We start from the raw sequence: 26359 nt of genomic DNA, 5'->3' as shown, positions 1-26359 counted from the left end.
GCTTGGTTAATCGATATACCTACGGGGGTGCGAGCACCGTACGAGCCCTCCGGGAAACGGTCAACCCCCCGTTGCGCATGGTGAAACGGGGGTTGATCAAGCCCCTCCGGCGATTGAGGAGCGGGGTCCGGGGCGGAGCCCCGTGGCCTCGGCTCCAGCGCCGGGAGCAAGGAGGGGCCCTCAGACCTGCTCGGCCCGGAACCCCGCCGGAGTCACCCCCGTGTGCTGCTGGAAGAACTTCGAGAAGTTCGCCGAGTCCCCGAACCCGACCGCGACCCCGATCCGCCCCACGGGCAGCTCCGTATGCGCGAGCAGCCGCTTCGCCTCCAGGATCACGCGCCGGTCGATGAACGCCTTCGGCGTCTGCCCGGTCGCGGCCCGCACCGCGCGGACCAGGGTGCGGCGCGAGTAGCCCAGCTCATCCGCGTACGCGCTGACGCTGTGGTTCGTCGTGAAGCCCTGCTCGACGGCGGTGCGGAAGCGGGTGAACGTCGAGTCCGGCTGCGGCTCGCACGCGTCGGCCGCCGCCCGCGCCGACACGTGCGCCACGCGCAGCATGAACGCGGTGAGCGTGTGGCGCAGGACCGAGGTGTGCAGGCTCAGCGGGAGCGTCGTCGTGTCGAGGTACTCGCGCTGCAACTGCGCCAACGAGGCCTCGATGGCGGCGAGTTGGGCCTCGTCCGGGTGGAGGAGCGGCGGCCGGTCGTAGCGTCTCGTACGCGCCCGACGTCGCGCGGCGGAAGCCGGGCTCATGGTGAGCGCCGGCCGACGTACGGCTCCGTCGTCGAGAAGCCGTGCACCTGGCCCGGCCGGATCACAGGATGTCCCCGGCCCCGACCGTACTCGTGAAGTCGATCATGTGGCACGGGCCCTCGCGGAAGAAGAGCAGGACGTGGAAGTCGATGCGGTGCACGCGCCGCGAAGGCCGACGCCGCCGCCCACGGGCCGTCCGTGCCATGGGTCGACCGGATGCCGACCCGGAGACGCTCGCGCTCGATCGAAGGATACGTACGGATGTGCTCCGCGTTCCCAGATGTGCGCTCGTCTGCGCGGTGCCCTGCTCCGCATTCACTTCCTTGGTCGACGGTCTGCGTGTCCCATTTTCACCGAACGCTGGCACGGGCACCTGCCGCGCGAGTATGACCTTTAAGTGTACTGTTCGACCTGGGGCTTTGGCCTCGACGGGCCGCCGCCTCGCGGCACCGCAAGAGCACCACGGATGCGAAGGAAGTCATACAGATGAGCACGCAGACACCGAACGGCCTCGACCCCTTCGAGAAGCCCTTCGAGTGGACCGACCTCGACCAGCGTGCCGTCGACACCGCCCGCCTCCTGGCGGCCGACGCCGTGCAGAAGGTCGGGAACGGTCACCCCGGCACCGCCATGAGCCTCGCGCCCGCCGCGTACACGATCTTCCAGAAGGCGATGCGCCACGACCCGGCCGACCCGGAGTGGACCGGCCGCGACCGCTTCGTCCTCTCCCCGGGCCACACCAGCCTCACCCTCTACACCCAGCTCTTCCTCTCCGGCTACGAGCTGGGCCTGGACGACCTGAAGGCGTTCCGCACGCAGGGTTCGAAGACGCCGGGCCACCCCGAGTACGGCCACACCGCCGGTGTCGAGACCACCACGGGCCCGCTGGGCCAGGGCCTCGCCAACGCCGTCGGCATGGCCATGGCCGCCCGCTACGAGCGCGGCCTGTTCGACCCCGAGGCCCCCGAGGGCACCAGCCCCTTCGACCACACCATCTGGGCGATCGTCTCCGACGGCGACCTGGAGGAGGGCGTCTCCGCCGAGGCGTCCTCGCTCGCGGGCCACCAGAAGCTCGGCAACCTCGTCTTCCTCTACGACGACAACCACATCTCCATCGAGGGCGACACCGCGACCGCCTTCTCCGAGGACGTTCTCAAGCGCTACGAGGCGTACGGCTGGCACGTGCAGCGGATCACGCCGCGCGAGGACGGCGACGTCGACGTCAAGGCCCTGTACGAGGCGCTCGCCGCCGCCAAGGCCGAGACCTCCCGCCCCTCCATCATCGCCATGCGCACGATCATCGCCTGGCCCGCCCCGAACGCCCAGAACACCGAGGCGTCCCACGGCTCCGCGCTCGGCGCCGACGAGGTGGCCGCCACCAAGCGCGCCCTCGGCTTCGACCCCGAGCAGTCCTTCGTCGCCGAGGAGAAGGTCGTCGCCCACACGCGCGGCGCCCTGGACCGCGGCGCCGAGGCCCACGCCGCCTGGGACAAGCAGCTTGCCGAGTGGCGCGCCGCCAACCCGGAGCGCTCCGAGCTGCTCGACCGGATCGTCGCGGGCCGCCTCCCCGAGGGCTGGGAGCAGGCGCTGCCCACCTTCGAGACCGGCACGAAGGTCGCCACGCGCGCCGCCTCCGGCAAGGTCCTCCAGGCGCTCGGCCCGGTCCTGCCCGAGCTGTGGGGCGGCTCCGCCGACCTCGCGGGCTCGAACAACACGACGATCGACAAGACGTCGTCGTTCCTGCCCGTCGGCAACCCGCTGCCCGAGGCCGACCCGTACGGCCGCACCGTGCACTTCGGCATCCGCGAGTTCTCGATGGCCGCCGAGATGAACGGCATCGCGCTGCACGGCAACACCCGCGTCTACGGCGGCACGTTCCTCGTGTTCTCCGACTACATGCGCAACGCCGTCCGCATGTCGGCCCTGATGCAGCTCCCGGTGACGTACGTCTGGACCCACGACTCCATCGGTCTGGGCGAGGACGGCCCGACGCACCAGCCCGTCGAGCACCTGGCCTCCCTGCGCGCCATCCCGGGCCTGAACGTGGTCCGCCCGGCCGACGCCAACGAGACCGCCGTCGCCTGGCGCGAGATCCTGCGCCGCGGCTCGGTGAAGCCCGCCCCGCACGGCCTCGCGCTGACCCGCCAGGGCGTCCCGACGTACGAGACGAACGAGAACGCCGCCAAGGGTGGCTACGTGCTGGCCGAGGCGTCGAGGCCGACCCCCGACCTCATCCTCATCGCCACCGGTTCCGAGGTGCAGCTCGCCGTCGAGGCCCGCGAGACCCTGGAGGCCGAGGGCGTCGCCACCCGCGTCGTGTCGATGCCCTCCGTCGAGTGGTTCGAGGAGCAGGAGCAGTCCTACAAGGAGAGCGTCCTGCCCGCCGCCGTCAAGGCGCGCGTCGCCGTCGAGGCCGGGATCGGCCTGACCTGGTACCGCTACGTCGGCGACGCCGGCCGCATCGTCTCCCTGGAGCACTTCGGCGCCTCCGCGGACGCGAACATCCTGTTCCGCGAGTTCGGCTTCACCGCCGAGAACGTCGCCGCGAAGGCCCGCGAGTCGCTCGCCGCCGCCCGCGCCTGAACCTCCCCCTCCCGCTAGAACGCTGTCCCGAAAGAAGATGAAGCAGAACATGAGCAACGCCGTCGCGCCCCTCAAGAGCCTCTCCGACGAAGGCGTTTCCATCTGGCTGGACGACCTGTCGCGCAAGCGCATCGAGTCCGGCAACCTGGCCGAGGTCATCGAGAAGAGCCACGTCGTGGGCGTCACCACGAACCCGTCGATCTTCCAGGCCGCCATCGGCTCCGGCGAGGGCTACGAGGACCAGCTCGCCGACCTCGCCGTCCGCAAGGTCACCGTCGAGGAGGCCGTGCGCATGATGACCACGGCCGACGTCCGCGCCGCCGCCGACATCCTGCGCCCCGTGTACGACGCGACGCAGGGCCGTGACGGCCGCGTCTCCATCGAGGTCGACCCGCGCCTCGCCCACGAGACCGAGGCCACCATCGCCGAGGCCAAGCAGCTGGCCTGGCTCGTCGAGCGCCCCAACGTCATGATCAAGATTCCGGCGACCGAGGCGGGCCTCCCGGCCATCACCGAGGTCATCGGCCTCGGCATCTCGGTCAACGTCACGCTGATCTTCTCCCTGGACCGCTACAAGGCCGTCATGGACGCCTACCTCGCGGGCCTGGAGAAGGCGCACGAGCGCGGCATCGACCTCGCGGGCATCCACTCCGTCGCCTCCTTCTTCGTCTCGCGCGTCGACGCCGAGATCGACAAGCGCCTCGACAAGGTCGGCACCGAGGAGGCCGTCTCCCTCAAGGGCAAGGCCGCCCTCGCCAACGCCCGTCTCGCCTACGAGGCCTACGAGCAGGTCTTCGCGAGCGAGCGCGCCGCCAAGCTGGCCGCCGCCGGCGCCAACAAGCAGCGCCCGCTGTGGGCCTCGACCGGTGTCAAGAACCCGGCCTACAAGGACACCCTGTACGTCGATGAGCTGGTCGCCCCGGGCACGGTCAACACCATGCCGGAGGCCACCCTCCTCGCCACCGCCGACCACGGCGACATCCACGGCGACACCGTCACCGGCACCTACGACGCCTCCCGCGAGGAGCTGGCCGCCGTCGAGAAGCTCGGCATCTCCTACGACGAGGTCGTCAAGCAGCTGGAGGACGAGGGCGTCTCCAAGTTCGAGATCGCCTGGAACGACCTGCTCGCCACCGTCCAGACCCGCCTCGCGGGCAAGGAATCGGTCCAGGAGGGTTCCTCCAAGTGAGCGTCACCGCCTGGCAGAACCCCCTGAGGGACCCGCGCGACCGGCGTCTGCCGCGTATCGCGGGCCCCTCCGGGCTCGTCATCTTCGGCGTCACGGGCGACCTGTCCCGCAAGAAGCTGATGCCCGCCGTCTACGACCTCGCCAACCGCGGCCTGCTTCCGCCGGGCTTCTCGCTCCTCGGGTTCGCCCGCCGCGAGTGGGAGGACCAGGACTTCGCGCAGGTCGTCCACGACTCCGTACGCGAGCACGCCCGCACCCCCTTCCGCGAGGAGGTCTGGGCCCAGCTCGCCGAGGGCATGCGCTTCATCCCCGGCGACTTCGACGACGACACCGCGTTCAAGCAGCTCCGTGACGCCGTCGACGAGCTGGACGAGAAGCGCGGCACCAGCGGCAACTACGCCTTCTACCTGTCGGTGCCGCCGAAGTTCTTCCCCAAGGTCGTCAAGCAGCTCAAGAAGCACGGCCTCGCCGACGCTCCCGAGGGCTCCTGGCGGCGCGCCGTCATCGAGAAGCCCTTCGGCCGCGACATGGAGTCGGCCAAGGAGCTGAACGCGATCGTGCACGAGGTGTTCGCCCCGGAGCAGGTCTTCCGGATCGACCACTACCTCGGCAAGGAGACCGTCCAGAACATCCTGGCCCTCCGCTTCGCCAACCAGATGTACGAGCCCGTCTGGAACCGGTCCTACGTGGACCACGTGCAGATCACCATGGCCGAGGACATCGGCATCGGTGGCCGCGCGGGCTACTACGACGGCATCGGCGCCGCCCGCGACGTCATCCAGAACCACCTTCTCCAGCTGATGGCGCTCACCGCGATGGAGGAGCCCGCCTCCTTCGACGCCGAGTCCCTCGTCACCGAGAAGCTGAAGGTCCTGCGCTCCGTCCGGCTCCCCGCCGACCTGGAGACCTCCACCGTCCGCGCCCAGTACGCGGCCGGCTGGCAGGGCGGCGAACAGGTGAAGGGCTACCTCCAGGAAGACGGCATCGACCCCAAGTCGAAGACCGACACCTACGCCGCCGTGAAGCTGGAGATCGACAACCGCCGCTGGGCGGGCGTCCCCTTCTACCTGCGCACCGGCAAGCGGCTCGGCCGCCGCGTCACCGAGATCGCGGTCGTCTTCCAGCGCGCCCCGCACTCCCCGTTCGACTCCACCGCCACCGAGGAACTCGGCCAGAACGCGATCGTCATCCGCGTCCAGCCCGACGAGGGCATGACCGTACGCTTCGGATCGAAGGTCCCGGGTACCTCGATGGAGATCCGGGACGTGTCCATGGACTTCGCCTACGGCGAGTCGTTCACGGAGTCCAGCCCGGAAGCGTACGAAAGGCTGATCCTGGACGTCCTGCTGGGCGACGCCAACCTCTTCCCCCGCACGGAGGAGGTGGAGGAGTCCTGGCGCATCCTCGACCCGGTCGAGGGGCACTGGGACACCCACGGCACGCCCGCCCGGTACGCCTCGGGCAGCTGGGGCCCGAAGGAAGCGGACGAGATGCTCGCACGAGACGGACGGAGCTGGCGCAGGCCATGAAGATCGACCTGACCGACACCACGGCAAGCAAGATCAACAAGGCGCTGGTCCAAGGGCGCCGCGAGATCGGGACCCCGGCCGTGGGCATGGTCCTGACGATGGTGATCGTCACCGACGAGGAGAACGCGTACGACTCGATCAAGGCCGCCGAGGAGGCGTCCCGCGAGCACCCGTCCCGCACCCTCGTCGTCATCAAGCGCACCGCCCGCACCCCGCGCGACCGGCAGGGCAACCGCCTCGACGCGGAGGTCCGGGTCGGCTCCGACGCGGGCACCGGCGAGACCGTGATCCTGCGCCTGCACGGCGAGGTCGGCAACCACGCCGACTCCGTCGTCCTGCCGCTGCTCCTCCCGGACGCCCCGGTCGTCGTGTGGTGGCCGGTCGACGGCCCCGACGAGCCCGCCAAGGACCCGCTCGGCGCGCTCGCCGCCCGCCGCATCACCGACCTGTACGCGGACGAGGACCCCCTGGCCGCTCTCGACCGGCGCGCCGCGTCCTACGCGCCGGGCGACACCGACCTGGCCTGGACCCGCCTCACCCCGTGGCGCTCCATGCTGGCCGCCGCCCTCGACCAGGCCCGCGCCGACATCGTCTCCGCCGCCGTCGAGTCCGAGGCCGAGAACCCCAGCGCCGAGCTGCTCGCGCGCTGGCTCGGCTCCCGCCTCGGCGTCCAGGTCGAGCGCGTCACCACGGGCGGCCCCGTCGTCACCGCGGTCCGCCTCGGCACCGCGAACGGCGACATCCGCATCGACCGCCCCGAGGGCCCCCTCGCCACGCTCACCCTCCCGGGCCAGCCCGAGCGCACCCTCGCCCTCAAGGTCCGCTCCACCGCCGAGCTGATCGCCGAGGAGCTGCGCCGCCTCGACGCCGACGAGATGTACGCCGTCGCGCTGCGCGGCGACGCCGCCGAGATCACCCGGGCGCCGCAGGCCGAGAAGACCCCGCCGGCCCCAAAGGACGCCCCCGCCCCGGTGGGCACTTCGGCCCCGGCGACCCCTCCGGCCTCGAAGAACGCTCCGGCCACGAAGAACGCGAAGGCTTCCAAGGAGTCCGTAGACCATGCCTGACACCACCCCGCTCCTGACGCGCCGCCCGCAGTGGACCGCCCTTGAGGACCACCGCGCGAAGTTCAACGGCACGCACCTGCGCGAGCTGTTCGCGAACGACCCGGGCCGCGCCCAGCGCTACACCGTCCAGGTCGGCGACCTGCACATCGACTACAGCAAGCACCTGGTCACGGACGAGACGCTCGCCCTGCTCCAGGAGCTGGCCACCGCCACCGACGTGTTCGGGCAGCGCGACGCCATGCTGCGCGGCGACAAGATCAACACGACCGAGGACCGCGCCGTGCTCCACACGGCCCTGCGCGCCCCGGCCGACGCCGTGATCGAGGTCGACGGCGAGAACGTCGTCCCGAAGGTGCACGCCGTCCTCGACAAGATGGCCGTCTTCGCCGACAAGGTCCGCTCGGGCGAGTGGACCGGACACACCGGCAAGCGCATCAAGAACGTCGTCAACGTCGGCATCGGCGGCTCCGACCTCGGCCCCGCCATGGCCTACGAGGCGCTGCGCCCGTTCACGGCCCGCGACCTCACCTTCCGGTTCGTCTCCAATGTCGACGGCGCCGACCTGCACGAGGCCGTCCGCGACCTCGACCCGGCCGAGACGCTGTTCATCATCGCCTCGAAGACGTTCACCACGATCGAGACGATCACCAACGCCAAGGCCGCCCGCGCCTGGCTGCTCGCCGGGCTCGGCGGCGACGAGTCCGCCGTCGCCAAGCACTTCGTGGCCCTGTCGACCAACGCCGAGAAGGTCTCCGACTTCGGCATCGACACGGCCAACATGTTCGAGTTCTGGGACTGGGTCGGCGGCCGCTACTCCTTCGACTCGGCCATCGGCCTGTCCCTGATGATCGCCATCGGCCCGGACGCGTTCCGCGAGCTGCTAGACGGCTTCCACCTCGTCGACGAGCACTTCCGCACGGCCCCGGCGGAGGCCAACGCGCCGCTGCTCCTCGGCCTCCTCGGCGTCTGGTACGGCAACTTCCACGGCGCCCAGTCGCACGCGGTCCTCCCGTACAGCCACTACCTGTCGAAGTTCACGGCCTACCTCCAGCAGCTCGACATGGAGTCCAACGGCAAGTCCGTGGACCGCGAGGGCCGCCCGGTGGAGTGGCAGACCGGCCCGGTCGTCTGGGGCACCCCCGGCACCAACGGTCAGCACGCCTACTACCAGCTCATCCACCAGGGCACGAAGCTCATCCCGGCGGACCTCATCGGCTTCGCGAAGCCGGTCGACGAGCTGGGCCCGCTGGCGGACCAGCACGACCTGCTGATGGCCAACCTCTTCGCGCAGGGCCAGGCCCTCGCCTTCGGCAAGACGCCGGACGAGGTGCGCGCCGAGGGCGTCGCCGAGGACCTTGTTCCGCACAAGACGTTCAAGGGCAACCACCCCACGACGACGGTCCTCGCCACCGAGCTGACCCCCTCGGTCCTCGGCCAGCTCATCGCCCTCTACGAGCAGAAGGTCTTCGTCCAGGGCGCGATCTGGAACATCGACTCCTTCGACCAGTGGGGCGTCGAGCTCGGCAAGGTCCTCGCCAAGCGCGTCGAACCCGCACTCACCGAAGGCGCCGAGGTTCCCGGCCTCGACGCCTCCACCCAGTCCCTCGTCGACACCTACCGCGCGCTGCGCGGCCGTACCACCGAAGGTAAGTGAACTGATATGCAGCTTGGTCTCATCGGTCTGGGCAAGATGGGCGGCAACATGCGCGAGCGCATCCGCCGCGCGGGCCACACCGTCATCGGCTACGACCGCAACCCCGAGGTCTCCGACGTCGCCTCCCTCTCCGAGCTCGTCGAGAAGCTCGAGGGCCCGCGCGTCGTGTGGGTGATGGTCCCCGCGGGCGCCGCGACCCAGTCCACCGTCGACGAGCTGAAGGAGCTGCTCTCCGAGGGCGACGTCGTCGTGGACGGCGGCAACTCGCGCTGGACGGACGACGAGAAGCACGCCGCCGAGCTGGGCGAGAAGGGCATCGGCTTCGTCGACTGCGGCGTCTCCGGCGGCGTCTGGGGCCTGCAGAACGGCTACGCGCTGATGTACGGCGGCGCCGAGGAGAACATCGCGAAGGTCCAGCCGATCTTCGACGCGCTCAAGCCCGAGGGCGACTTCGGCTCCGTGCACGCGGGCAAGGTCGGCGCCGGCCACTTCTCCAAGATGGTCCACAACGGCATCGAGTACGCCATGATGCAGGCCTACGCCGAGGGCTGGGAGCTCCTGGAGGCCGCCGACTCGGTGACCGACGTGCGCGAGGTCTTCCGCTCCTGGCAGGAGGGCACGGTCATCCGCTCCTGGCTGCTCGACCTCGCGGTCAACGCCCTGGACGACGACGAGCACCTCGGCAAGCTGCGCGGCTTCGCGCAGGACTCCGGCGAGGGCCGCTGGACCGTCGAGGCGGCCATCGACCACGCGGTGCCGCTGCCGGCGATCACGGCTTCGCTCTTCGCGCGCTTCTCCTCCCGCCAGGAGGACTCGCCGCAGATGAAGATGATCGCCGCGCTCCGCAACCAGTTCGGCGGCCACGCGGTCGAGTCCGTCAAGGAGCACTGAGCACGTACCTGAAGCGGCCCCGGTCCCCAGCGGACCGGGGCCGCTTCGGCGTTCCCGGAGGGGCTTCGCTCAGCGGGCGAGAGGTCTTGACAACGGCATTGGTCCATACCAACTTATGAGGGCCACAGGACCTCCACGGTTCGCGCACGTCCCCAAGTACCCCCTCGAACGCAGGGAGTTCGCGTGTCCCCACACCGGACGCAAGACCGCGCAAGACGCACCGCAGGCACCCGCGGAACCCGCCTCCTCGCCCTCGTCGGCTCCGCCGCCCTCGCCCTGGCCGGCGCCGTCGCGCTGCCCGGCACGGCGCAGGCGGCCAACGTCCTGTCCGACCCCGGCTTCGAGTCCGGCTCGCTCGGCTCCTGGAGCTGCACGGGCAACCTCGGCTCCGTCGTCTCCAGCCCCGTCCACGGCGGCAGCAAGGCCCTCGCGGGCGCCGCGAGCGCGAGCGACAACGCCAAGTGCGGCCGCACCGTCGCCGTCCAGCCGAACACCGCGTACACCCTCTCCGGGTGGGTGCGCGGCACCTACGTCTACCTCGGCGTCGACGGCGGCGCCTCCACGTGGACCCAGTCCCCGTCCACGTACACGCAGCTCACGGTGAAGTTCACCACCGGCGCCTCGCAGACCAGCGCCACGCTCTACACCCACGGCTGGTACGGCCAGGGCACCTACTACGCCGACGACCTCAGCCTCGACGGGCCCGGCGGCTCCACCGACACCCAGGCCCCGACCGCCCCGGCCGGCCTGACCGTCACCGGCAAGACCTCCGGCAGCGTCTCCCTGTCCTGGGGCGCGGCGAGCGACAACGTCGGCGTCACCGGCTACGACGTCTACTCCGGCGGCAGCAACAAGCTCGCGACGTTCAGCGGCACCTCGGGCACCGTCTCCGGACTCTCCCCGTCGACCGCGTACAGCCTCACCGTGAAGGCGCGCGACGCGGCGGGCAACAGCTCACCCGCCTCCAACACCGTCAACGTGACCACCGACGCGGGCACGGGCCCCGGCCCCGGCTTCAAGCAGGCCGCGCCCTACCTCTACACCGGCTGGGGCGACCCGCCGAGCCCCACGACTGTCATGAACGCGACCGGCGTCAAGTGGTTCACCATGGCGTTCATCCTCTCCTCGGGCGGCTGCAACCCGGCCTGGGACGGCCAGCGCCCGCTCACCGGCGGCCAGGACCAGACCGCGATCAACGCGATCCGCGCCGCGGGCGGTGACATCGTCCCGTCCATCGGCGGCTGGAGCGGCAACAAGCTCGGCCCCAACTGCTCCACCCCGGAAGCGCTCGCGGGCGCGTACCAGAAGGTCATCGACGCCTACGGGCTCAAGGCGATCGACGTCGACATCGAGAACACCGACGAATTCGAGAACGCGACGGTCCAGGACCGCATCCTGAACGCCCTGAAGATCGTCAAGGCGAACAACCCGGGCCTGCGCACCATCCTCACCTTCGGCACCTCCACCACCGGGCCGACCTCCTGGGGCAACCGCCTCATCGAGCAGTCCAAGGCGCTCAACGCCAACATCGACGTCTTCACGATCATGCCGTTCGACTTCGGCGGCGGCGCCGACATGTACGGCAACACCGTGAACGCCGCCGAGGGCCTGAAGAACAAGCTCAAGTCGGTGTACGGCTGGGACGACACCACGGCCTACGCCCACCTCGGGATCTCCGGGATGAACGGCCTCAGCGACCAGCAGGAGGTCACGACCCCCGCCATCTGGACGCAGATCAAGGACTGGGCGAACAGCAAGCACATCGCCCGCCTCGCCTTCTGGTCGGTCAACCGCGACCGTCCGTGCGCGGGCGGCGGCGTCGCCGAGAACTGCTCCGGCATCAACCAGGACACCTGGCAGTTCACCAGGATCACGGCCGGCTTCACCGGCTGAGCCGTACCAGCCAAACAAAAAGACCCCAGAGGAATCTGGGGTCTTTCGCTGTGTCCGAGGGGGGACTTGAACCCCCACGCCCGATAAAGGGCACTAGCACCTCAAGCTAGCGCGTCTGCCATTCCGCCACCCGGACAAGGTGTCTGCCGCCTCTTTGCGGGGTGTTTCCCGCGGCGACACAGAGAACATTACCAGGGATTCCGAGTGCCCCGATCACGCCTCCCACCCGGCCGGGCGTCCTGTGAACGGCGCGTGACGGACAGGGCCCGGCCTTGGGCGCGAGCCCCCGTGGAGAGAGGATGAGGGGGATCCACTGGGAGAGAGGAACAAGCGTGAGCGAGTCGAGCACGGGCAGGGCCGTCTCCGGACAGGACGAGGTCGTCGACCTCTGCCGTGAACTGATCCAGATCGACACCAGCAACTACGGCGACCACTCGGGTCCGGGCGAGCGCAAGGCCGCCGAGTACGTCGCGGAGAAGCTCGCCGAGGTCGGCCTCGAGCCGAAGATCTTCGAGTCCCACCCCGGGCGCGCCTCCACGGTCGCCCGCATCGAGGGCGAGGACCCGTCGCGGCCCGCCCTCCTCATCCACGGCCACACCGACGTCGTACCGGCCAACGCGGTGGACTGGACCCACCACCCCTTCTCCGGCGAGGTCGCCGACGGGTGCGTGTGGGGCCGCGGCGCCGTCGACATGAAGGACATGGACGCGATGACCCTCGCGGTCGTCCGCGACCGGCTGCGCACCGGACGCAAGCCCCCGCGCGACATCGTCCTCGCCTTCCTCGCCGACGAGGAGGCGGGCGGCACCTACGGCGCCCACCACCTCGTCGACCACCACCCCGACCTGTTCGAGGGCGTGACCGAGGCGATCAGCGAGGTCGGCGGTTTCTCCTTCACGGTGAACGAGCAGCGCAGGCTCTACCTCGTCCAGACGGCCGAGAAGGGCATGCACTGGATGAAGCTGACCGTGGCCGGCACCGCCGGGCACGGGTCGATGATCCACCGGGACAACGCGATCACCGAGCTGTCCGAGGCCGTCGCCCGGCTCGGCCGCCACCAGTTCCCGGTCCGCGTCACCAAGACCACCCGCGCCTTCCTCGACGAGCTGGGCGACGCGCTCGGCACCGAGCTCGACCCCGAGGACATGGAGTCGACGCTGGCCCGGCTCGGCGGCATCGCCAAGCTCATCGGCGCGACCCTCAGCAACACGGCGAACCCGACGCAGCTCGGCGCCGGCTACAAGGTCAACGTCATCCCGGGCGAGGCCACCGCCCACGTCGACGGCCGGTTCCTGCCGGGGCACGAGGACGAGTTCCTCGCCGACCTCGACCGCATCCTCGGCCCCCAGGTCCGGCGCGAGGACGTCCACGCCGACAAGGCCGTGGAGACCCCCTTCGACGGGGCGCTCGTCGCGGCCATGCAGACCTCCATCGCCGCCGAGGACCCGATCGGCAAGACCATCCCGTACATGCTCTCCGGCGGCACCGACGCCAAGTCCTTCGTCGAGCTGGGCATCCGCAACTTCGGCTTCGCGCCGCTCCAGCTGCCGCCGGAGCTGGACTTCGCGGGCATGTTCCACGGCGTCGACGAGCGTGTTCCGGTCGACGGCCTCAAGTTCGGCGTCCGCGTGCTCGACCGGTTCATCGACGCTTCCTGACGTCAACCTCGTGTGTACGTCAACATTCGTGCGGCTGTACGTAGTTGCCCGGAAAGAGTGAAAGGAGCGATCAGCTCGTAGCCCCTTCACTTCCCCCTCGTTACAGGGAGTGCAGTCCGCGGCTGGGACTGCATTGCCAATGAGGAGGAACAATGATCAAGAAGGTCGTCGCCGCCGTGGCTGCCACCGGTGGCCTCGTGCTCGCGGGTGCGGGCATCGCCACTGCCGACGCCGGTGCCCAGGGTGCCGCCGTGAACTCTCCCGGTGTGCTGTCGGGCAATGTCGTCCAGGTGCCCATCCACGTGCCGGTGAACGTCTGCGGCAACACTGTCAACGTGATCGGGCTGCTGAACCCCGCCTTCGGCAACACCTGCGTCAACGACTGACGTTGTTGTGCCTCATCCCTTGAGGGTCTGAGCCTTCGGCCCCGGAGCGCGCTCGTGCGCTCCGGGGCCGAAGGGCTTTCGGCGCGGCGCAACCGGCCCCGCGCCTTCGGTAGTGCCCGCGCCTTCGGTAGTGCTTGGGCAGAGTTTGAAGGCAGGAAACAGCTATGCGACAGGTCACACGCAAAGGCCTGATCACCGTGGCGGCCGCGAGCGGCGTGCTCGCGGTCACCGGTGGATACGCGCACGCCGACGCGGGCGCGCAAGGAGGTGCGGCGAACTCTCCGGGCGTCGCCTCCGGCAACGAGGTCCAGGCTCCCGTGCACGCGCCGGTCAACCTGTGCGGCAACACGGTCAACGTCGTCGGACTGCTCAACCCGGCCATGGGCAACAACTGCGGCGAGGCCTCCCACGGGAGCGACAGCGGCGGCAAGGGCCACGGCGGCAAGGGCGGCGACCGGGGCGGCAGCGGCTCGCACGACGGCGGGTACGGCAGCGACTCGCAGGCCCAGGGCTCCACGAGCAACTCACCGGGCGTCGGCTCGGGCAACAACGTGCAGGCCCCGGTCGACGTGCCCGCCAACGCCTGCGGCAACTCGGTCAACGTGATCGGCATCGGCAACCCGGTCTTCGGCAACGGCTGCGGCAACCCCGCCGAGCACACCCCCGAGCAGCCCGGCGAGCCCGGGCAGCCCCCGGCGGAGCCGCACGAGCCGGGCACCCCCGAGAACCCCGACAGCCCCGAGAACCCCGGCACGCCGGGCAGCCCGGAGACCCGCGGCGGCCACTTCGTCGGCGACAAGGCGAAGCCCGGGACGCCGAACCGTCCCGAGGCGCAGAGCATCGTCGAGGGTCCCGCGGCGTCCGAGTCCGAGCTCGCCATGACCGGCAGCTCGCTGCCGCTCGGCGCGGCCATCCCGGTGGGCGCGGGCGCGCTCCTCGCCGGCGCGGTGCTGTACCGGCGTGCGCGGGCCAACGCCTGACGCACTGAGTCCGGCAGACGGCAAGCAGCAGGCAACAGGAACGGAGCGGGCCCCGCACGGGGGTCCGCTCCGTTCCTCGTTCCCCCGGTTTCAGGTCACCATGTGGCCCGTACCTGACGGATGATCCGCCGACGCAGGCGTACGCGGCGACTGCCGTCGCGGCGCAGGCTCAATCGGTCCAACTCCCAGTGTCCGTACTCTGCATGGTCTGTCAGCAGACGCGTCGCATCCTTGCGGGACACCCCGCGCGGTACGTACACGTCGACAAATTCGTATTCCGGCATCGCATCTATTGTGCGGGCAGGGGCCCGGTACGGATAGCGTCTGCACCATGTCTGATGCTGCGCAGCCCACCGCTGCCGAGGTACGCGCCGCCGCCGAGGCGGTCAAGACCGCGCTCGACCGCCACCTGGCGGCCGTCGAGCGCAGGTCGGGGGAGGACGACCCGGCCGTCTACGAGGCGTTCAACCAGCTCGCCACCGCGGCCGAGGAGTACGACGAGCTCCTCTACGACCGTTACGACGAGGTCACCCCCTTCGAGATCCCCGGGGCCGAGGACTCGCTGCCGCCGTACACCGGGCCCGAGGAACCGAACGCGCTGAGCGTGCTCATCCGGCGCGACTACGCGGTGGTGGAGTCGCAGCGTCTTCTCGCCCAGGCCGGCCGGGTCGCCGACCTCGACGGGGATCCGGACATCGACACCGAGTCGGCGACCGGCGCGGGCAGCAGCGTCCACGCCGCGCTCGGCGTCCTCTTCGGCGAGTTCGAGCCCGACGAGATCGCCTCGCGCCACAAGGAGTTCGGCCTGGAGGAGGGCGACTCCACCCTCTGGGTCCTGGCCGCCGACGAACCGGCGGAACCCGGCGAATGGCTGGAGGCCCCCTTCGACCAGGCCGACCCGCAACGGGTCGTGTGCCGCTTCGACGTCAGCGCGGTCTTCGACGACGATGACGATGACGACGAGGCCGCCGACGCGGCGACGGTCGCGGCCCCGTTGAAGGATCCGGACGCGCTTATCGACGTGGAGGACGTGGAGGACGTCGAGGACGAGCCCCTGGAGGAAGCGGATCGGTGATCCGCCCCTCCGGGGCCGGGGTCGGCGGCCTGTCACGCCTCGGGGAGCTGGGCCCTGACCAGGCGTTGCAGTCGGGTCGTGCGCGGTTTGGCGGGGATCTCCGCCACCGCGCGCGGCAGCGCGGCGTCCGCGCCGTGCACGACCGAGAGGTGGCGCTCGCCGCGTCCGAACGCCGTGTAGACCCAGGGGCGGCTCAGCGCCTGCGTCGCGTCGCCGGGGAGGACCACGACGGCGGCGGCGCTGCGCAGGCCGACCGCCTGGTGGGCGGTGAGCGCCCAGCCGTGCCGGACCGCGCCCCGCTCCACCTGCTCCTTCGGTACGAGGACGGGCTCGCCGTCGCACTCCAGGCGCAGCCCCTCCGCGTCGGCCCCGAGCACCCGGCCGGTCCTGACCCGCCCGGGCGCCGGTACGTAGGCCACGCGGTCCCCGGGGTCGAAGCCGCCGAAGCGGCCGGGGCCGGGGTTCAGCCGCTCCTTGAGCGCCGCGTTGAGCGCGCGTGTCCCCGCCGCGCCGCCGTGCCCGGGGGTGATCACCTGGGTCTCCTCGGCGGGCACGCCGATCGCGCGCGGCACCGAGTCGGCGACGAGCTGGACGGTGCGGTGGATGGCCTCCGCCGCGTCCCGCACGGGGACGATGACGACCTCCTTGCCCGGCGCCTCGACCTGGTTCAGCTCGCCGATGCCGATGCCGGAGACCAGCTCGCCGATCGGCCCGGGGTCCGGGGTACGGGAGGAGACGCGGGGGCAGATCCCGGCCGCGACGAGGTCGGCGAACACCCGGCCGGGACCGGCCGACCAGAGCACTCCCGGGTCGCCGCTGAGCAGCAGGCACGCCCCGTCGGGGAGCGACTCGGCGAGCACCGCGGCGGCGTCCACGTCCAGCTGCGGCGCGTCCAGGACGACGAGCAGGTCCACGGCGATGGCCCCGTCCGTGTCCCGGCCGGGTCCCTCGGTCTGGGCGAGCAGGCCCGCGACCGTCGCCGTGGCGGACTCGGGCGCGTCCGGGCCGAGCTGCCGGGCGGCCCGGCGCCGGCCGTCCGTGCTGTGCGCGGCGACGCACACCCGCAGGCCCAGGCGGGCGGCGGCGGTTGCCGCGGCGAGCGGTTCCGTGCGGGCCGCCTCGCCGCCGGTGTGCAGGATGAGGGAGTGCGTGTGCACGGCGCGGATCAGCTCGGCCGTGCTGCCGCCCGCGGCGACGGCGGCCTCCTCCCACCCGGGACCGGCCGCGCGGCCGTCCTTGGGCGCGGAGTTGATCAGGCGGGCCAGACCGTCGGCGAGGCTCTCCTCGGCGAGCGCGGTCCGCTCCAGGCCGACCAGGACCCGGACCGGCCGCTCGGCGGCCTCCTCGCCCTCGTCGTCGTCCTGGGCGGGAGCGGGCTCGGGCGCGTCGTCCAGGGCGTCCTGGAAGAGCAGCGCCTCGCCCTCCGCCACGGCGCTCTCCACGGCGGCGTCCGGCCGCGGCACGCCGCGCTTGCCGAGCGCCTCGACGAGCACGGGCAGGTCGAGCGCGGTGTGTCCGGCCACGGTGGCCTGTTCGAGCAGCCAGACGGTGACGGCGATGCCGCGCCGCTCGTCGTCCGGGGCGCACTCCGCGCCCAGCAGCGCCCGCGCGAACCCGTCGGCCTGCTCGGGGCGTACGCCGCTGAGGCGGAGCAGTTGCCAGGGGTCGGCGCGGAGCCGTTCGTCCGCGTCCTCGCCGAGGGCGCGGGCGGCGGGCACGGCGAGGGTGTCGGGCGCCCCGCCCTCGGCCAGCACGGCCCGCACCGCGTCCACCGTCCCGGCGTCGGGCCCGGCGTCCACGGCGGGCGCGACCGGGGCGGGCCTGCGTACCGGCTCGGCGGTGACGACCCGGCGCGGCCCGCGCTCCGGCTCGGCGAACACGGTGGCGGGCTTCTCGCCGCTCTCCACGGCGCGCACGGCGGCCAGCAGATCGGCGGCCGTCCCGCTCAGCTTGCCCCCGGCGTCGACCGGCCCCTCCTTGGCAGCCTTCCGCTCCGCGATCCGCTCCCGAAGCGCCCGCTGAGCGGCGAGTTCCGCCTCGGCCTCGGACAACTGTGCCCCACCCGAGGAGCCCTCGGCGTCCGCGCCCCCCTCAGCACCCGCCGAGCCCTCGGCATCCTCGGCACCCGCCGAGTCTTCGCCGCCCTCGGTGTCTGCCGACCCCTCGGCACCCTCAGCACTGGCCGACCCCTCGGCGCCCTCGGCTTCCGTCGCGCCCCCGGCGCCCACAGCACCCGCTGAGTCCTCGGCGCCCCCGGTGCCCACGGCACCCTTCGCGCCCTCAGCCTCGGCGTCGGGGCTCGCCCCTGACTCGTTCTCCGCGGCGGCGGACTCCGTACTCACAACGTGCTCCAGTCCTGATCGGGATAGCGGTGCACGGGCGCCGACACGTCGTCGAGCGCCTGGCAGATCTCGTCAGGAAGACTAAGCGCCTCCACTGACAACGCCTCGGAGAGCTGCTGCGCGTTGCGCGCGCCGATGATCGGCGCGGCCACCCCGGGCCGGTCCCGCACCCAGGCCAGGGCCACGTGCAGGGGCGTCACGGCGAGCCCGTCCGCGGCTATGGCCAGCGCGTCCACGACGTGCCCGGCCGCCTCGTCGAGGTACGGCGCGACGAACGGCGCCATGTGGTCGGAGCCGCCCCGCGAGTCCGTCGGGGTGCCCGAGCGGTACTTGCCGGTGAGCACGCCACGGCCGAGCGGCGAGGACGGCAGGAGGCCGATGCCGAGGTCGAGCGCGGCGGGCAGCACCTCGCGCTCCACACCGCGCTGGAGCAGGGAGTACTCCATCTGCGTACTGGCGAGCCGGGTGCGCGTCCCGGGCGCCGCGAGCTGCCAGGTGCCCGCCTTGGCCAGCTGCCACCCGCAGAAGTTGGAGACGCCCGCGTACCGCGCCCGGCCGCTGCCGACCGCGATGTCGAGGGCCTGGAGCGTCTCGTCGAGCGGCGTCTCCGTGTCGTAGGCGTGGACCTGCCACAGGTCGACGTAGTCCGTGCCGAGGCGGGCGAGCGAGGCGTCCAGCGCGGCGAGCAGATGGCCGCGCGAGCCGTCGAAGCGCCGGTCCGGGTCGGGCACGCAGCCCGCCTTCGTGGAGATGACGAGATCCCGGCGCGGCACGAGGCCCTCGACGAGCCGCCCGAGCAGGTACTCGGACTCGCCGTCGCCGTACACGTCGGCCGTGTCGACGAGCGTGCCGCCCGCCTCCCAGAAGGTCTTCAACAGGTCGGCGGCGTCGTGCTCGTCGGTGTCCCGGCCCCAGGTGAGGGTGCCGAGCCCGATGCGGGACACGCGCAGACCGGTGCGGCCGAGATGCCTCTGCTCCATGGGCGCTGAGATTACTGGCCGAAGGTCGGGAAGTGGCGACCCTGTGGACAACTCTCGCCGGGCCGGTCGCGCTAGGGTGCCGGGCAAGGCACGTTACCGATGGGTAAGCCAGCGGATCCGCACGGCGATAAGGGGATGTGGTCAATGAAGCTCGGCATCAATCTCGGGTACTGGGGCGCGGGCATGGACGCGGACAACCTGGCCGTCGCGAAGGAGGCCGACAAACTCGGCTACGCGGTGTGCTGGGCCGCCGAGGCGTACGGCTCCGACGCTGCCACCGTCCTCGCCTACGTCGCCGCGCAGACCGAGCGCATCGACGTCGGCTCGGCCATCTTCCAGATCCCGGCCCGCCAGCCCACGATGACGGCGATGACCGCCTCCACCCTCGACTCGCTCTCCGGCGGCCGCTTCCGGCTCGGCCTCGGCGTCTCCGGGCCGCAGGTCTCCGAGGGCTGGTACGGGGTCAAGTTCGACAAGCCGCTGGCGCGCACGCGCGAGTACGTCGAGATCGTCCGCAAGGCGATGAGCCGCGAGCGGGTCTCCTACGACGGCGCCCACTGGACGCTGCCGCTGCCCGACGGACCCGGCAAGCCCCTCAAGCTGACCCTGCACCCGCAGCGTGAGCACATCCCGCTCTACATCGCCGCGATCGGCCCGAAGAACCTGGAGCAGACCGGCGAGATCGCCGACGGCGCCCTGCTGATCTTCCCCTCCGCCGAGCACCTGGAGGAGACCACGATCACGCACCTGCGCGCGGGCCGCGAGAAGGCCGGCAGGACGATGGACGGCTTCGACGTCTGCCCGACGCTGCCCCTCGCGGTCGGCGCCGACAAGGACGTCGCCGCCCTCGCCGACTTCTTCCGCCCGTACACCGCGCTCTACGTCGGCGGCATGGGCAGCCCGAAGCAGAACTTCTACAACCGCCTCGCCCAGCGCATGGGCTACGAGAAGGAGGCGGCCGAGATCCAGCAGAAGTACCTGGGCGGCGACAAGGACGGCGCGGCGGCGGCCATCCCGCACCAGCTCATCGACTCCACGACCCTGCTCGGCTCCGTGGACCGCATCGCCGACCGGATGCAGGCCTACGCGGCGGCCGGCGTCACCACCCTGACCATCAACCCGGCGGGCTTCACACTCGACGAGCGGGTCGCGGCCCTGCGCGCGGGCACGGAGGCGCTGGAGCGCGCCGGGCTGGCGTAGCGGGAGGGGTTGGTTCCGCGGCCGTGGTGGGGGCTCGGGGGGTCTTCCCCGCCACGGCCGTCACGGGGAACAACGCGCCATCGCGCGCGTGGTTACGCCCGCCTCCGACGCCGCGCCTCCTCCGTTCGGCCGAGTTGGCCGTCACACCTGTTGCCCCACTCCCTGCACCGCATTTGACTCGTACTTTGCGGAACACCGGATGCGGTGCGGAGGCAGGGAGGTCCCAGGGTGCTGTCGGCCAGAAGCTTGTTCCAGGAGATCATCGACAACGACGAGTCGTTCCGGCTGTTCTGTTCCATCGCGGCCAGCGGCGAGTCGCAGGGCGGCTGGGAGAACGGCCGCATCGCCGCCCTGGTCCCCGAGGGCGAGCGGGCCCTCGCCCCCAAGGTGGCCCGGCACGGCGCCGACGAGGACAAGCACGGGCGCATCTTCAACGCCCTGATGAGGAAGCGCGGCCTCGGCCCGGTCCCCGTACCGCCCGAGACCGACTACACGATGCTCCTCGAACAGCACGGCATCGGACTCGCCCACGGCCGGCTCAAGCGCGACGAGCCGCTCACCGTGCCGGACATCGTCACCTACCTCGCGCACAGCCGCGTCACCGAGCAGCGCGCCTCCGAGCAGATGCGGATGCTGCGCAAGCACTTCGCCGACGACCCCGACCTCGGCCGCGCGGTCAAGATGATCTCCCACGACGAGGACAACCACCTCGCCTACTGCCACGAGGAACTGCTCCGCTTCGCCTACGCGGGCCACGGCCGCACCATCCAGCGCACCCTGCGCGAGTGCGCCCTGGCGGAGATCGCCGTCTACCGGGACGTCAGCCTGGCCGTCATGGACCACATGGGCCGCATCCTCGGCTGGCCGCGGCCGAAGGCGGCCCTGCTCGCCGCCGGGATCCGCGCCATGTACGCGTACGAGCGCGCGGGCGGCTGGCGCCGCATGGTCTCCCTGGAGATGCCGCGGCGCAGGGACGCGCTCGGGGGGCCCGCGACCACGGCGGTCGAGTTCGTCTGACCCACGCGCGCGTGCCCGCGCTACAGCCAGCCGCGCTTCTTGAACATCCGGAACAGGACCCACTCCAGGACCACCATCACCGCGATCACCACCGGGTACGACCACACCCAGTGCAGCTCGGGCATGTGGTCGAAGTTCATGCCGTAGATGCCCGCGATCATCGTGGGCACCGCCGCCATCGCCGCCCAGGCCGAGATCTTCCGCATGTCGTCGTTCTGCCGCACGCTCATCTGCGCCAGGTGCGCCGAGAGGATGTCGGAGACCAGGCGGTCCAGGCCGTCCACGGACTCGTTGACCCGGGTGAGGTGGTCGTTCACGTCGCGGAAGAACGGCCGCGCGTCCTCGTTCACGAACGGCACCTTCGCGAGCCCCCAGGGGCCCACACCGGAAAGCCGTTCGAGCGGCAGGGTCAACGGCACCGTGGCGCGGCGGAATTCGAGGACCTGCCGCTTGAAGGTGTAGATCCGCGACGCCGTGTCCCGCGAACCGCCGCCGTCGGGCGAGAAGACCTCCGTCTCCAGCTCCTCCAGGTCGGTCTGCAGCTCGTTCGCGACCTCCAGGTAGTGGTCGACGGTGGCGTCCGCGATCGAGTACAGCACCGCCGTCGGCCCCTGCTTGAGCAGGTCCGGATCGGCCTCCAGACGCTGCCGTACGGCCTTCAGGGGCGCGCCCTCGCCGTGCCGCACCGTCACCACGAACGAGTCGCCCAGGAACAGCATCAGCTCGCCCGAGGACACCTTGTCGCTCTTCGGCTCGTACACGACCGGCTTGAGCACCACGAAGAGCGAGTCGTCGTAGACCTCCAGCTTCGGCCGCTGATGCGCCTTCAGCGCGTCCTCCACGGCCAGCGGATGCAGCCCGAACTCCTGCGTGACCTGCTCGAACTCGTCCTCCGTCGCCTCGTGCAGACCGATCCACACGAAGGCGTCCCCGGTCGACCGCGCCTGGTCGAGCGCGTCGGAGAAGTCCGACGGGCCCTCGGTCCGGCACCCGTCCCGGTAGACGGCACAGTCGACGATCATGAGGCGCATTCTCCCCAGGGGGCGACGGAGCCGCACGCGCGCGTGCGCCTAGGCTGATCCGTATGCCCACGTTGATTCTCGTCCGGCACGGACGCTCCACCGCCAACACCGCGGGTCTGCTCGCCGGATGGACCCCCGGCGTGGCCCTCGACGAGCGGGGCACCGCGCAGGCCGCGGCGCTGCCCGGGCGGCTGACGGACCTGCCGCTCGCGCAGATCGTCACCAGCCCCCTGCAGCGCTGCCACGAGACCCTCGCGCCGCTGCTCGCCGCGCGCCCCGACACCCCCGTGGCCACCGACGACCGCATCGGTGAGTGCGACTACGGCGACTGGTCGGGGCGCAAGCTCGCCGAACTCACCGACGAACCGCTCATGGAGGTCGTGCAGCAGCACCCGACCGCCGCCGCGTTCCCCGGCGGGGAGTCGATGCGGCAGATGCAGCACCGGGCCGCCGAGGCCGTACGGGAGTGGAACGCGCGCGTGGCGCGGGAACACGGCTCCGACGCCGTGTATCTGATGTGCTCCCACGGAGACATCATCAAGTCGCTCGTGGCGGACGCCCTCGGGCTGCATCTGGACCTCTTTCAGCGGATCTCTGTCGAACCGTGTTCCATCACGGCGATCCGTTACACCCGGCTGCGCCCCTTTCTCGTACGCCTCGGCGACACCGGGGACTTCGCCTCCCTGGCGCCGCGCGAGGAACCGCAGAGCCCGGACGCTCCCGTCGGGGGCGGCGCGGGCGCACCGTGATCGTCGGCCGCAGTAGGGTGAAGCAGCCGTCAACACGGTCGGGTCCTGTCGTCCGCGGCCGGAGCTGATCAGTCGTTCCCCGAATCCCATGGAGTCAGGACGTGTCCCGTCAGGTGTTCCTCTACGACCCCCCGGAGCGGTTCGTCGCCGGTACGGTCGGGCTCCCCGGACGCCGCACCTTCTTCCTGCAGGCCTCGGCAGGAACCCGGGTCACCAGCGTGTCGCTGGAGAAGACCCAGGTCGCCGCGCTCGCCGAGCGCATGGAGGAACTGCTCGACGAGGTCGTGCGGCGCAGCGGCGGCAACGCGCCGGTGCCCGCCGTGGTCCCGGGCGAGGCCTCCGACACCGCGCCCCTGGAGGCGCCCGTCGACGAGGAGTTCCGCGTCGGCACCATGGCGCTCGCCTGGGACGGCGACGAGGAGCGCATGATCGTCGAGGCGCAGGCGCTCGTCGAGGTGGACGCCGAGTCCGAGGAGGACCTGGCCGAAGCCGAGGAAAGGCTTCTCCAGGACGAGGAGAACGGCCCGCCGATGCTCCGGGTCCGCCTCACCGGCACCCAGGCCCGCGCCTTCGCCAAGCGCGCTCTCGACGTCGTCAACGCGGGCCGCCCGCCGTGCCCGTTGTGCAGCCTGCCGCTCGACCCGGAGGGACACGTATGCCCGCGCCAGAACGGATACCGGCGCGGCGCGTGAGCGACCGGGATCTCACGCTCCTCGCCGAGGGGGAGCTGCGCGTACTGGGCCAGATCCGCGAGGCCTCCAACGCCGTCCTGCTCTGCACCGTCACCCACGAGGGCCGGGAAGCGCGCTGCGTCTACAAGCCGGTGCGCGGCGAGCGCCCCCTGTGGGACTTCCCCGACGGGACGCTCGCCCAGCGCGAGGTCGCCGCGTACGAGGTCTCCGAGGCGCTCGGCTGGGCGCTCGTACCGCCTACCGTGCTGCGCGACGGGCCGTACGGCGAGGGCATGTGCCAGCTGTGGATCGACGGGCCCGACGATCACGCGGGTGACGACAGTGACGCTGGGGACGCCGCAGACGCCGCAGACGCCGGGGACGGTGACGAGCTTCTTGCCCTCGTCGACGCCGAAGAGCCCGCCGAGGGCTGGAAGGCCATCGGGTTCGCTGAGGTCGAGGAGGGGCGCACCGCGCTGCTCGTGCATGCCGACGACGCGCGCCTGCGCCGCCTCGCCGTCCTCGACGCCGTGATCAACAACGGTGACCGCAAGGGCGGCCACCTCCTCGTCGACGCCGGCAAGCACCTCTACGGCATCGACCACGGGGTCACCTTCAACGTCGAGGACAAGCTGCGCACCCTGCTGTGGGGCTGGGCCGGTGAGCCGCTGACCGACGAGGCCACCGCCGCCCTGGAAGCGCTGCGCGAGCGGCTGCGGGACGGCGAGCCGCTCGCGGTCCGGCTCGCCGGGCTGATCACCGGCGCCGAGCTGGAGGCCCTGCGGGAGCGGGTCGCCGCGCTGCTGAAGTCCGGCCGGCACCGGGAGCCGAGCGGGGAGTGGCCGGCGATTCCGTGGCCGCCCATCTGACCAGCGGGTTCGCCGCGCCCGGGGGCGGCTGTCAGTGGGCGGCACTACCGTCGGAGGCATGACCAAGCTGATGGTCGAGGACCGCGTCGACCGGCCGGTCGCGGACGTTTTCCCCGCGATCGCGAGCCCGGACGGCCTGTCGAGCTCCTTCACGGCCGAGGCGTCCGCCGCCATGGTGCCGGGCACAGTCGTGACCTGGCGCTCCGGGCACGTCGACGCGACCTTCGACATGCGAGTCGGCGAGATCGAGACGGATCGGCTGATCTCCTGGAGCCGGCCCGGCGCCGACGCGCGGATCGAGCTGGCCGATGACGACGGGGGCACCCGCGTCACCGTCACGGAGCAGCCCATGGGGGACGGCACGGAGGGCGCCGCCCGGGCCGTGGGGCAGACGCAGGGCTGGACGTACTTCGTCTGCGGCCTGCGCGCCTACCTGCTGCACGGGATACGCCCTCTCGGCCTCTGCGCCGCGATCCGGGCCACGGTCGTCGGGTAGCGCGCCCGTCATGGATGCGCAAGAGCGCCTCGTCGGCCATCGGAGCAGGTCCGATCGCGGGTCCGGTTCGTATGCGGACGCACCGTCCGGTTACGCTCAAGGCATGCATGCCTGGCCCGCTTCTGAGGTCCCCGCCCTGCCCGGCAAGGGCCGCGACCTTCGGATCCACGACACCGCGACCGATGGGCTCGTCACCCTCGACCCCGGTCCCGTCGCCCGTATCTACGTCTGCGGCATCACGCCGTACGACGCGACCCATATGGGTCACGCGGCGACCTACAACGCGTTCGACCTGGTGCAGCGCGTGTGGCTCGACACCAAGCGGCAGGTGCACTATGTCCAGAACGTGACGGACGTCGACGACCCGCTCCTGGAGCGCGCCGTCCGCGACGGCATCGACTGGGCCGGGCTCGCCGAGCGCGAGACCGCCCTGTTCCGCGAGGACATGAGCGCCCTGCGGATGCTGCCGCCGCAGCACTACATAGGCGCCGTCGAGGCCATACCCGGCATCGTGCCGCTCGTCGAGCGGCTCCGGGACGCCGGCGCGGCGTACGAGCTCGACGGCGACATCTACTTCTCCGTCGAGGCCGATCCGCACTTCGGCTCCGTCTCCCGCCTCGACGCCGAGACGATGCGGCTGCTCTCCGCCGAGCGCGGCGGCGACCCCGAGCGTCCCGGCAAGAAGAACCCGCTCGACCCGATGCTGTGGATGGCCGCGCGCGAGGGCGAGCCCAGCTGGGACGGTGGCTCCCTCGGGCGTGGGCGCCCCGGCTGGCACATCGAGTGCGTCGCCATCGCCCTCGACCACCTCGGCATGGGCTTCGACGTCCAGGGCGGCGGCTCCGACCTCGCCTTCCCGCACCACGAGATGGGTGCCTCGCACGCGCAGGCGCTCACCGGTGAGTTCCCGATGGCCAAGGCGTACGTGCACGCCGGGATGGTCGGGCTCGACGGCGAGAAGATGTCCAAGTCCAAGGGCAACCTCGTCTTCGTCTCGCAGCTGCGGCGGGACGGTGTCGACCCGGCCGCGATCCGGCTCGCGCTCCTCGCCCACCACTACCGGGCCGACTGGGAGTGGACGGATCAGGTCCTCGCGGATGCCGTGGCCCGGCTCGGGCGGTGGCGGGCGGCTGTGTCGCGGCCCGACGGGCCCTCTGCCGAGGCTCTGGTCGAGGAGGTGCGGGCGGCGCTCTCCAACGACCTGGACTCGCCTGCGGCGCTGGCCGCCGTTGATCGGTGGGCGGAGCTTCAGGCCTCGCGGGGCGGTGCGGATGAGGGGGCGCCCGGGGTTGTCTCGCGGGCCGTCGACGCGTTGCTCGGGGTCGCACTCTAGGTCCCCGCACCCGCCCGTTTCC

24 protein-coding genes and 1 tRNA gene are annotated in these 26359 nt (G+C 71.5%); 18 read left to right on the top strand and 7 right to left on the bottom strand.

Going from position 1 to position 26359, the window contains the following annotated elements:
- Positions 1-180: 180 nt before the first annotated feature.
- Both N5I75_RS06660 and N5I75_RS06655 read right to left on the bottom strand, forming a co-directional pair.
- On the bottom strand, positions 181-753 hold the full coding sequence (locus N5I75_RS06660; RefSeq protein WP_476675287.1) for a helix-turn-helix transcriptional regulator: 573 nt from the start codon (positions 751-753) through the stop codon (positions 181-183).
- Positions 754-814: 61 nt separating this feature from the next.
- On the bottom strand, positions 815-958 hold the full coding sequence (locus N5I75_RS06655) for a hypothetical protein (protein ID WP_476675285.1): 144 nt from the start codon (positions 956-958) through the stop codon (positions 815-817).
- 281 nt (positions 959-1239) lie between these two features.
- Here N5I75_RS06655 and tkt point away from each other — a divergent pair, with 281 nt between their 5' ends.
- The 7 genes from tkt to N5I75_RS06620 all read left to right on the top strand — a co-directional run bounded on the left by tkt (position 1240) and on the right by N5I75_RS06620 (position 11559).
- The gene (gene tkt, locus N5I75_RS06650; RefSeq protein WP_476675283.1) at positions 1240-3336 is read left to right on the top strand and encodes a transketolase; all 2097 of its coding nucleotides are present in this window, start codon (positions 1240-1242) and stop codon (positions 3334-3336) included.
- 49 nt (positions 3337-3385) lie between these two features.
- Positions 3386-4525: a transaldolase gene (gene tal / locus N5I75_RS06645; RefSeq protein ID WP_476675281.1), complete on the top strand. Its 1140-nt coding sequence runs from the start codon at positions 3386-3388 to the stop codon at positions 4523-4525.
- The gene (gene zwf, locus N5I75_RS06640; protein ID WP_476675279.1) at positions 4522-6054 is read left to right on the top strand and encodes a glucose-6-phosphate dehydrogenase; all 1533 of its coding nucleotides are present in this window, start codon (positions 4522-4524) and stop codon (positions 6052-6054) included. Before tal ends, zwf begins: the two co-directional genes overlap by 4 nt.
- Positions 6051-7121 carry a glucose-6-phosphate dehydrogenase assembly protein OpcA gene (gene opcA / locus N5I75_RS06635; RefSeq protein ID WP_476675277.1) on the top strand — a complete coding sequence of 357 codons (1071 nt, stop codon included), beginning with the start codon at positions 6051-6053 and terminating at the stop codon, positions 7119-7121. The genes zwf and opcA overlap by 4 nt, the downstream gene beginning before the upstream one ends.
- Complete coding sequence (gene pgi, locus N5I75_RS06630; protein WP_476675275.1) at positions 7114-8775, top strand: glucose-6-phosphate isomerase; 1662 nt, start codon at positions 7114-7116, stop codon at positions 8773-8775. Before opcA ends, pgi begins: the two co-directional genes overlap by 8 nt.
- Before the next feature lie 6 nt (positions 8776-8781).
- On the top strand, positions 8782-9666 hold the full coding sequence (gene gnd / locus N5I75_RS06625) for a phosphogluconate dehydrogenase (NAD(+)-dependent, decarboxylating) (protein ID WP_476675273.1): 885 nt from the start codon (positions 8782-8784) through the stop codon (positions 9664-9666).
- Positions 9667-9849: 183 nt separating this feature from the next.
- Positions 9850-11559, top strand: coding sequence for a carbohydrate binding domain-containing protein (locus tag N5I75_RS06620; RefSeq protein ID WP_476675271.1), 1710 nt, complete (start codon positions 9850-9852; stop codon positions 11557-11559).
- Between the two features lie 51 nt (positions 11560-11610).
- Here the strand turns inward: N5I75_RS06620 and N5I75_RS06615 are convergent.
- Positions 11611-11695, bottom strand: a tRNA-Leu gene (locus tag N5I75_RS06615).
- Positions 11696-11891: 196 nt separating this feature from the next.
- On the opposite strand from N5I75_RS06615, the gene N5I75_RS06610 reads away from it, so the two are divergent.
- From N5I75_RS06610 to N5I75_RS06600, 3 genes are all read left to right on the top strand, one after another.
- Complete coding sequence (locus tag N5I75_RS06610) at positions 11892-13217, top strand: M20/M25/M40 family metallo-hydrolase (RefSeq protein WP_476675269.1); 1326 nt, start codon at positions 11892-11894, stop codon at positions 13215-13217.
- A 152-nt stretch (positions 13218-13369) separates the two neighbouring features.
- Complete coding sequence (gene chpH / locus N5I75_RS06605) at positions 13370-13603, top strand: chaplin ChpH (RefSeq protein WP_394435331.1); 234 nt, start codon at positions 13370-13372, stop codon at positions 13601-13603.
- 164 nt (positions 13604-13767) lie between these two features.
- Entirely contained in the window at positions 13768-14583 is an 816-nt protein-coding gene (locus N5I75_RS06600; RefSeq protein ID WP_476675267.1) for a chaplin, read from the top strand.
- A 95-nt stretch (positions 14584-14678) separates the two neighbouring features.
- Here the strand turns inward: N5I75_RS06600 and N5I75_RS06595 are convergent, their stop codons facing one another.
- A complete protein-coding gene (locus tag N5I75_RS06595; protein ID WP_111666225.1) occupies positions 14679-14867 on the bottom strand; it encodes a DUF5703 family protein in 189 nt (62 codons plus the stop codon).
- A 47-nt stretch (positions 14868-14914) separates the two neighbouring features.
- Here N5I75_RS06595 and N5I75_RS06590 point away from each other — a divergent pair, with 47 nt between their 5' ends.
- Entirely contained in the window at positions 14915-15658 is a 744-nt protein-coding gene (locus N5I75_RS06590) for a hypothetical protein (protein WP_476675264.1), read from the top strand.
- Positions 15659-15690: 32 nt separating this feature from the next.
- On the opposite strand, the gene N5I75_RS06585 is transcribed toward N5I75_RS06590, so the two are convergent.
- A complete protein-coding gene (locus tag N5I75_RS06585) occupies positions 15691-18000 on the bottom strand; it encodes a helix-hairpin-helix domain-containing protein (protein WP_476675262.1) in 2310 nt (769 codons plus the stop codon).
- The gene (locus N5I75_RS06580; protein ID WP_476675260.1) at positions 17997-18980 is read right to left on the bottom strand and encodes an aldo/keto reductase; all 984 of its coding nucleotides are present in this window, start codon (positions 18978-18980) and stop codon (positions 17997-17999) included. The genes N5I75_RS06585 and N5I75_RS06580 overlap by 4 nt, the downstream gene beginning before the upstream one ends.
- A 144-nt stretch (positions 18981-19124) precedes the next feature.
- Here N5I75_RS06580 and N5I75_RS06575 point away from each other — a divergent pair, with 144 nt between their 5' ends.
- Both N5I75_RS06575 and N5I75_RS06570 read left to right on the top strand, forming a co-directional pair.
- A complete protein-coding gene (locus N5I75_RS06575; RefSeq protein ID WP_476675258.1) occupies positions 19125-20180 on the top strand; it encodes an LLM class F420-dependent oxidoreductase in 1056 nt (351 codons plus the stop codon).
- 228 nt (positions 20181-20408) lie between these two features.
- Positions 20409-21197 carry a ferritin-like domain-containing protein gene (locus N5I75_RS06570; RefSeq protein WP_476675256.1) on the top strand — a complete coding sequence of 263 codons (789 nt, stop codon included), beginning with the start codon at positions 20409-20411 and terminating at the stop codon, positions 21195-21197.
- Positions 21198-21217: 20 nt separating this feature from the next.
- Here the strand turns inward: N5I75_RS06570 and corA are convergent, their stop codons facing one another.
- Positions 21218-22219: a magnesium/cobalt transporter CorA gene (gene corA / locus N5I75_RS06565; protein ID WP_476675254.1), complete on the bottom strand. Its 1002-nt coding sequence runs from the start codon at positions 22217-22219 to the stop codon at positions 21218-21220.
- A 62-nt stretch (positions 22220-22281) separates the two neighbouring features.
- On the opposite strand from corA, the gene N5I75_RS06560 reads away from it, so the two are divergent.
- The 5 genes from N5I75_RS06560 to mshC all read left to right on the top strand — a co-directional run bounded on the left by N5I75_RS06560 (position 22282) and on the right by mshC (position 26337).
- Positions 22282-22968 (top strand): histidine phosphatase family protein, encoded by a 687-nt coding sequence (locus N5I75_RS06560; RefSeq protein WP_476675252.1) that lies wholly within the window; start codon positions 22282-22284, stop codon positions 22966-22968.
- A 101-nt stretch (positions 22969-23069) separates the two neighbouring features.
- Complete coding sequence (locus N5I75_RS06555; protein ID WP_476675250.1) at positions 23070-23660, top strand: DUF3090 domain-containing protein; 591 nt, start codon at positions 23070-23072, stop codon at positions 23658-23660.
- Complete coding sequence (locus N5I75_RS06550) at positions 23624-24508, top strand: SCO1664 family protein (RefSeq protein WP_476675248.1); 885 nt, start codon at positions 23624-23626, stop codon at positions 24506-24508. The genes N5I75_RS06555 and N5I75_RS06550 overlap by 37 nt, the downstream gene beginning before the upstream one ends.
- A gap of 58 nt (positions 24509-24566) precedes the next feature.
- On the top strand, positions 24567-25004 hold the full coding sequence (locus tag N5I75_RS06545; RefSeq protein ID WP_476675246.1) for an SRPBCC domain-containing protein: 438 nt from the start codon (positions 24567-24569) through the stop codon (positions 25002-25004).
- A 103-nt stretch (positions 25005-25107) separates the two neighbouring features.
- Entirely contained in the window at positions 25108-26337 is a 1230-nt protein-coding gene (gene mshC / locus N5I75_RS06540; RefSeq protein WP_476675244.1) for a cysteine--1-D-myo-inosityl 2-amino-2-deoxy-alpha-D-glucopyranoside ligase, read from the top strand.
- Positions 26338-26359: the final 22 nt, after the last annotated feature.

The sequence above is a fragment of the Streptomyces sp. R818 genome (assembly GCF_056172735.1).
This window is presented reverse-complemented; position numbering and strand designations above follow the sequence as displayed.